We start from the raw sequence: 7,848 nt of genomic DNA on the forward strand, positions 1-7,848 counted from the left end.
GCCGAGCGGATCGCCGCCTTCGAGGCCACGGGGGTCCCGGTCGACTCCTACGCCGTCGGCTCCTCCCTGCTCAAGGGCAGCGCCGACTACACCGCCGACGTGGTCCTGCGCGAGGGCCGGCCCTGCGCCAAGGTCGGCCGCATCCACCGCCCCTCGACCCGCCTGGAGCCGGTCGACCTGGCCGCCCACCGGAGCGCCGGGGCCCCGGTATAGACTGCTCGGCTGACCACCGACGAGGAGGCGCCATGCAGTTCCGGAGACTGGGGTCGGACGGGCCCGAGATCTCGGTCGTCGGGGTCGGGGCCTGGGCCATCGGGGGGCCGTGGCAGTTCGGCTGGGGGCCGCAGGACGACGACGAGTCGATCGCCGCCCTCCACAAGGCGTTCGAGTCGGGGGTGAACTGGGTCGACACGGCCGCGGTGTACGGGCTCGGGCACTCCGAGGAGGTCGTCGGCCAGGTCGTGCGCGAGCACGGCGGCGAGGTGCTGGTGTTCACCAAGTGCGGCCGGCCCTGCTACGGCCGGGAGCACAACGAGCCCACCTATGATCTCAGACCCGAGACGATCCGGTTCGAGCTGGAGCAGAGCCTCAAGCGCCTCGGCACCGACCACGTCGACCTGTACCAGTTCCACTGGCCGGACACCGAGACCGGCACGCCGGTCGAGGACTCCTGGGCGACCATGGCGGCGCTGGTCGAGGAGGGCAAGGTCCGCTGGGCCGGGGTGTCGAACTTCGACCTGGGCCTGCTGGAGCGCTGCGAGCGGATCCGCCACGTCGACTCCCTGCAGCCGCCGTTCAGCCTGATCGACCGGGCCGCCGCCGGCGAGCTCATCCCCTGGTGCGCCGCCAACGGCACCGGGGTGCTCTGCTACAGCCCGCTCGGCTCGGGGCTGCTGACCGGCGCCTTCGACGCCGACCGGGTCCGCGCCCTGCCCGCCGGCGACTGGCGCCGCTCCGACGAGGACTTCCGGCCGCCCAAGCTGGAGGCGAACCTCGAGATGGCCCGGCGGCTGGAGCCGGTGGCCGAGCGCCACGGGGTCCCGGTGGCCGCCGTGGCCGTCGCCTGGGTCCTGGCCACCGACGGGGTGACCGGCGCCATCGTCGGCGCCCGCCGCCCCTCCCAGGTCGACGGCTGGCTCCCGGCCGGCAACCTGCGGCTCACCGAGGCCGACCTGGCCGAGCTCTCGGCTACGTAGCAATACACGGCGAAGCCGGACAAAAGAGAAGGGCCGCGGTGGCTCCGCGGCCCTTCCCTGGCGTCGTCTGACGACTGACGCTACCCGCCCCCACGGCGCTTCCCGGGACCCCGCTACGGCCTGATCCCCCAGAACAGGCCGCCGGAGAAGAAGCGGTCCCGGGCCGCGCCGTCCCCATAATCGGGGGCGGTCTGTACCCGCACGCGGAGTCTAGTTCGAGGTAACTAGTCATTGCAAGTCCGGATTCGTCAGGTACCGTTCTGGTGATGGCTCGCACCTACGTGCTCGACACCAACGTGCTCATCGCCGACCCAGAGGCCCCGGGTCGCTTCCAGGAGCATGACGTCGCCATCCCCCTGACCGTGGTCGAGGAGCTGGACAAGCTCAAGACCCGGCCCGACGAGACCGGGGCGTCGGCCCGGCGGGCCATCCGCACCCTGGAACGCCTCCGCCAGCAGGGCAACCTCTCCGAGGGGGTCGAGCTGCCCGGCGGCGGCCGCATCTGGGTCGAGGTCAGCCTGGCCTCCCGGCTCGACCTGCCCGACGCCCTCTCCTCGGACTCCGAGGACAACCGGATCCTGGCCACCACGGCCAACCTGGCCAAGGAGCTGGCCGGGGAGCGCGAGGTGGTGCTCGTCTCCAAGGACGCCAGCCTGCGCATCAAGGCCGAGGCCCTGAAGCTGCTGGCCGAGGAGTACCGCCACGAGCGGGTGGCCATCGAGGAGGGCTACCTGGGCGTGGCCACCTGCGAGCAGGCCGGCGGGATCGACGCCATCTACGCCGCCCGGGGCGGCGAGATCCTCGCCGACCAGCCGCTCTGGGCCAACCAGTTCGTGGTCCTGCGCTCGGGCAACCAGAGCGCCCTCGGCCAGGTCCGGCGCAGCGTCGAGGCCGGCGAGACGGTCGAGGTGGCCCTGGTCGGGGAGCCGCCGGAGACCTTCGGGGTGCGGGCCCGCTCCAAGGAGCAGCAGTTCGCCCTGCACCTGCTCCACGACCCCAAGGTGCCGCTGGTGTCGCTGTCCGGGAACGCCGGCACCGGCAAGACCTACCTGGCCGTGGCCGCCGGGCTGGAGGCGACCCTGGAGCAGGCCCTGTACGACCGGGTGCTGGTGTTCCGCCCGGTGGTGCCGGTCGGCCGCCAGGACCTGGGGTTCCTGCCCGGCGACGTCGACGAGAAGATCTCCCCGTGGATGAAGGCCATCCACGACACCCTGGCCCAGCTGTTCCGGGGCAGCCACGACGCCGACCGGCGCGAGAGCTACACCCAGGACCTGGTCCAGGGGCTGCTCGACGACGGCACGGTGCAGCTGGAGCCGCTGACGTTCATCCGCGGGCGCACCTTCGCCCGCACCTTCGCGATCCTCGACGAGGCCCAGAACGTCGAGTACGGGGTGCTGCGCTCGCTGGCCAGCCGGCTCGGCGAGGGCTCCAAGCTGGTCCTGTGCCACGACACCTCCCAGGTCGACCACCCCTACGTCGACCCGGACTCCGGGGTGGCGGCGATGATCGAACGGCTCAAGGGCGAGCCGCTGTTCGGCCACGTCACCCTCGTCAAGGGCGAGCGCAGCCCGGTCGCCGAGCTGGTCGCCCGCAAGCTGTAGGAGGCCGCCCCATGTCCCAGCCCCAGCCCGCCGACGAGCTCAGCCCGACCGACCGGGAGCTGCTGCAACGGGCCGAGCTGGCCCTGACCCAGCTCAACAACCGCCACGGCCTCGAGGCCGACCAGTCGGCCACCCTGACCGCGATCCGGCTGCGCCTGGAGGGCAAGTCCCGGGCGTCCCTTGACGACCTGCTGGTCGCCGGCAAGGACCTCGGCGGCAAGGACCCGCTGACCGAGGCCATGACCGGCCGCCGCCAGGGCCCCAGCTTCGACGACCTGGTCGCCGGGGCCGAGCAGAAGCCCAAGAAGTCCCTGGACGACCTGCTCTGACCTGAGCAACCCAGGCTCGGACAAACCAAGCCAAAGGTTGCATGGTGGACTAGACTCCGTAGGCTGCCGTCGCACCTGCCGGAGGTCCCGCGATGCCGCGACCCGTCCGTGCCCTGCTGACCGTCCTGCTCCTCATCCTCTGCCTGGTCGCCGCCACCGTCCCCGCCCAGGCTGGGCGGAAACCCGTCAAGCGGCCGGTCGCCACCGGCACCGGCGGGGCGATCGCCACCGTCGACCTGGACGCCTCCGCGGCCGGGCTGGAGGTGCTGCGCCACGGCGGCAACGCCGTCGACGCCGCGGTCGCGGCCGCGGCCACCCTGGGCGTCACCGAGGCCTACTCGGCCGGCGTCGGCGGCGGCGGCTTCATGGTCGTCCACCTCGCCAAGGAGCGCCGGGTGGTCACCATCGACGGCCGCGAGACCGCCCCGGCGGCGTTCCGTGAGGACAGCTTCATCGACCCGGCCACCGGCCAGCCCATCCCCTTCGCCGAGCGGGTCACCAGCGGCCTCGGGGTCGGGGTGCCGGGCACGGTGGCGACCTGGCAGCGGGCCCTGCGCAAGTACGGGACCCGGTCGCTCGGCAAGCTGCTCCAGCCGGCCATCCGGGTGGCCGAGCGCGGCTTCGTGGTCGACCAGACCTTCCACGACCAGACGGCCAGCAACGCCGCCCGCTTCGCCGCCTTCCCGGCCACCGCCGAGCTGTTCCTGCCCGGTGGGGCGCCGCCGCCGGTCGGGTCGGTGCTGCGCAACCCCGACCTGGCCCGGACCTACCGGCTGCTGGCCCGCCGCGGCACCCACCCGTTCTACCGGGGCCGGATCGCCGAGGCGATCGCCGAGACCGTCCAGGACCCGCCCGTCGACCCGGCCTCGACCCTGAACGTCCGGCCCGGCCTGATGACCGAGGCCGACCTGGCCGCCTACCGGGCCCTCGACCGGCCCCCGACCCGGGTCGGCTACCGCGGCTACCAGGTCTACGGCATGGGCCCGCCGTCCAGCGGCGGCTCCACCGTCGGCGAGGCCCTCAACATCCTGGAGGGCTACGACCTGGGCGGCGAGTCCTACACCCAGGCGCTGTTCCACTACCTGGAGGCGACCCGGCTGGCCTTCGCCGACCGCAACCGCTGGGTCGGCGACCCGGACTTCGTCGACGTGCCCCTGCGCGGGCTGCTCAGCCAGGGGTTCGCCGACGAGCGCCGCTGCCTCATCGGCGACCGGGCCAACGTCAGCCCGGTGCCGCCCGGCGACCCGTTCCCGCCGTTCGGGCCCGGCTGCCCGGCCGGGGTCGCCGTGGCCGGCCCGGCCGAGCGGCCGGCGACCACCCACCTGACGGTGGCCGACCGCTGGGGCAACGTCGTCAGCTACACCCTCACCATCGAGCAGACCGGCGGCAGCGGCATCGTCGTGCCCGGCTACGGGTTCCTGCTCAACAACGAGCTGACCGACTTCAACCCGGCGCCGCTGTTCCCGGGCGTGCCCGACCCCAACCTGCCAGCGCCCGGCAAGCGCCCCCGCTCCTCGATGAGCCCGACGATCGTGGTCCGCGACGGCCGGCCGGTGGTGGCCGTCGGCTCGCCGGGCGGGGCCACCATCATCACCACCGTGCTCCAGATCCTGGTCGAGCACCTCGACCGGGGCCGGAGCCTGCCCGAGGCGATCGCCGCCCCCCGGGTGTCCCAGCGCAACAGCGACCCCGGCGACGCCGAGCCGGCGTTCCTGGCCAGCCCGGAGGCGGCCGCCCTCCAGGCCCTTGGCGAGCTGTTCCGCCCGGCCCCGACGACGCCGCCGCTGCCCTCGGAGATCGGCGCCGCCGCCGGCATCGCCTTCGGCCGCCACGGCCTGCAGCAGGCGGCGGCCGAGCCGGTCCGCCGCGGCGGCGGCAGCGCCCTCGTCGTCCACCCCCGTCCCTAGGAGGGGCCCGATGCCCGACCGGATCAGCCGCAGAAGCTTCCTCAAGGCGTCGGGGACGGCCGGGGCGGCCGGGGCGGTTGCCGGCGCCGGCACCATCGCCAATGCTGGCGCGGCCATGGCCGACAGCGACCACGACCTGCCGTCGTTCCCGTTCGAGGAGGCGACCATCGCCGAGCTCCAGGCGGCGATGGCGGCGGGGCGGCTCAGCTCCCGGCGGCTCACCCAGGCCTACCTGCGCCGGATCCGCCAGATCGACCTGTCGGGGATCAAGCTCAACTCGGTGGTCGAGGTCAACCCCGACGCCCTGGAGATCGCCCGGGAGCTGGACGCCGAGCGCCGCCAGGGCAAGCTGCGCGGGCCCCTGCACGGGATCCCGCTGCTGGTCAAGGACAACTTCGCCACCCGCGACCGGATGGAGACCACGGCCGGGTCGCTGGCCCTGGTCGGCGCCGAGGTGCCCCGGGACGCCTTCGTGGTCCGGCGGCTGCGCCGGGCCGGGGCGGTCATCCTCGGCAAGGCCAACCTGTCGGAGTGGGCCAACTTCCGCTCCACCCAGTCCTCCAGCGGCTGGTCGGGCCGGGCCGGTCAGTGCCTCAGCCCCTACGTGCTCGACCACAACCCGTGCGGCTCCAGCTCGGGGTCGGGCACGGCCATCGCCGCCAGCCTGGCCGCGGCCTCGCTGGGGACCGAGACCGACGGGTCGATCGTCTGCCCCTCCTCGCACAACGCCCTGGTCGGGATCAAGCCGACCCTGGGGCTGACCAGCCGGTCGGGGGTGGTCCCGATCGCCCACAGCCAGGACGTGACCGGCCCCATGGCCCGCACCGTGGCCGACGCGGCCACCGTGCTCGGGCCCATGACCGGGGTCGACCCCCGCGATCCGGCGACCGCCGACAGCCGCGGGCACAGCCACCGCGACTACCGCCGCTTCCTCGACCCCGACGGCCTGCGCGGGGCCCGCATCGGCATCTGGCGCGAGGGCGTGTTCGGCGTCAGCCCCGAGGCCGACGCGGTCGCCGAGGCGGCCGTCGGCGAGCTCAGCCGCCTGGGCGCGACCGTGGTCGACCCGGCCGACATCCCAGGGGTCGGCGACGTGTTCGACCCCGAGTTCACCGTGCTGCTGTACGAGTTCAAGGCCGACATCGCCGCCTACCTGTCGGAGCTGCGCAACACCTCGATGCGGACCCTGGCCGACCTGATCGCCTTCAACGAGGCCAACGCCGACCGGGAGCTGCGCTGGTTCGGCCAGGAGATCTTCCTGCTCGCCGAGGCCACCGGCGGCCTGGACGACCCCGCCTACACCGAGGCCCTTGCCACCTCCCAGCGGGTGGCCCGCGAGGGCATCGACTCGACCATGGACCGCTTCGACCTGGACGCCATCTTCAGCCTCACCGGCAGCCCGCCCTGGACCACCGACCTGGTCAACGGCGACCACTTCCTGACCTCGAGCTCGACCCCGTCGGCGGTGTCCGGCTACCCGAACGTGACCGTGCCCGCCGGCTTCGCCTTCGACGAGCTCCCGGTCGGGGTCAACTTCATCGGCCGCCGCTGGTCGGAGCCGACCCTGCTCAAGCTCGCCTACGGCTTCGAGCAGGGCACCAGGGCCCGCCACGCCCCCCGGTTCCTCAAGACCCTCGGGGTCAAGGAGTTCCTCCCCCGGGACACCAACGCCCGCAAGGGTGACGCCGCCGCGGCCGCCCGGGCCGACCGCGCCCCCCGGGCCCGCACCGAGCCGTCCAAGGCCCAGAAGAAGCTCGCCGGCCTCTAGGCCCGAACCCCCCGGAGCTCCGCGACCTCGGCGAGGACGGCGTCGCACTCGTCGTCGGTGGTGTAGAAGTGGGGGCCGAGGCGCAGCCCCGCGCCGGGGCGGTAGTCGCAGGTGTAGCCGCGGGCGATCAGCTCCCCGGTGACCCGCTCGGCGCCGTCGAAGTCGACGACCACGCTGCCGCCCCGGGCCGCCGGGTCGGCGGGGCCGCGGACGACCGCGCCCTGGCCCTGGAAGCCGTCCAGCAGGCGCGCGACCTGGCGCCGTGACTTGGCCCGGATGGCGTCCAGGCCGGCCTCGGCGACCATCCGGTAGCCCTCGGCGGCCATCACGTGGGCGGCGACGTTGGGGGTGCCGGTGACGAACCGGCCCGCCCCCTCGGCGTAGGCGATCGGGCTGGGCCGGAACGCGAACGGCGCCTCGTGGCCGAACCAGCCGACCAGCCACGGGGCCAGCCCGGCGGCCACCTCCGGCCGGGCGTACAGGTAGCCGGTGCCGGGGCCGCCGAGCAGCCACTTGACCGAGCCCCCGACCATCAGGTCGACGTCCAGGGCGGCGACGTCGATGGGGACGGTCCCGGCCGACTGGTAGGTGTCGAGCATGACCAGCGCCCCCACCTCGTGGGCGCGGGCGGCCACGGCGGCCGCGTCCAGCAGGGCCGAGGAGCGGAAGGCCACGTGGGTCACGGCGACCAGGGCGGTCTGGGCGTCGATGGCCTCCAGCAGCCGCTCGGTGTCGACGGCCAGGTCGCGGGAGGGGACCACCTCGACCTTGGCCCCCAGGGTCTCCTGGGCCCGGTAGAGGTAGTCGCAGGTCGGGAACTCGAGGTCGGTGGTGACCAGCCGGCTGCGCCGGCCCGACCAGTCGAAGCAGGACAGCACCTGGCCGGCCAGGACCGACACGTTGGGGCCGAGGGCGACCGACCCCGGCGGGGCGTTGAACAGCCCCTCCAGCAGGGCCGCGGTGGCCCGCAGCTGGTCCAGCCAGCCGTACCAGGCGACCACCCCCTGCTCCGCCCACTCGGCCGCGAACCGGGCCAGGGCGTCCGGG

7 protein-coding genes are annotated in these 7,848 nt (G+C 74.1%); 6 read left to right on the forward strand and 1 reads right to left on the reverse strand.

The features are described 5' to 3' along the window. The 6 genes from VF468_20750 to VF468_20775 all read left to right on the forward strand — a co-directional run. The coding region (locus VF468_20750; protein ID HEX5880720.1) for a hypothetical protein at nt 1-213 on the forward strand (213 nt) is incomplete at its 5' end. Nucleotides 214-245: 32 nt separating this feature from the next. Then, nucleotides 246-1,196: an aldo/keto reductase gene (locus tag VF468_20755; protein HEX5880721.1), complete on the forward strand. Its 951-nt coding sequence runs from the start codon at nt 246-248 to the stop codon at nt 1,194-1,196. Nucleotides 1,197-1,462: 266 nt separating this feature from the next. Continuing rightward, nucleotides 1,463-2,797: a PhoH family protein gene (locus VF468_20760; protein ID HEX5880722.1), complete on the forward strand. Its 1,335-nt coding sequence runs from the start codon at nt 1,463-1,465 to the stop codon at nt 2,795-2,797. Between the two features lie 11 nt (nt 2,798-2,808). After that, complete coding sequence (locus VF468_20765; GenBank protein HEX5880723.1) at nt 2,809-3,126, forward strand: hypothetical protein; 318 nt, start codon at nt 2,809-2,811, stop codon at nt 3,124-3,126. Between the two features lie 92 nt (nt 3,127-3,218). After that, on the forward strand, nt 3,219-5,033 hold the full coding sequence (gene ggt, locus VF468_20770; protein ID HEX5880724.1) for a gamma-glutamyltransferase: 1,815 nt from the start codon (nt 3,219-3,221) through the stop codon (nt 5,031-5,033). Between the two features lie 10 nt (nt 5,034-5,043). Continuing rightward, the gene (locus VF468_20775) at nt 5,044-6,801 is read left to right on the forward strand and encodes an amidase (GenBank protein ID HEX5880725.1); all 1,758 of its coding nucleotides are present in this window, start codon (nt 5,044-5,046) and stop codon (nt 6,799-6,801) included. On the opposite strand, the gene VF468_20780 is transcribed toward VF468_20775, so the two are convergent. Next, on the reverse strand, nt 6,798-7,848 hold a 1,051-nt coding region (locus VF468_20780; GenBank protein ID HEX5880726.1), incomplete at its 5' end, for an aminotransferase class V-fold PLP-dependent enzyme. The genes VF468_20775 and VF468_20780 overlap by 4 nt on opposite strands.

The sequence above is a fragment of the Actinomycetota bacterium genome (assembly GCA_036280995.1).
GTDB lineage: Bacteria > Actinomycetota > CALGFH01 > CALGFH01 > CALGFH01 > CALGFH01.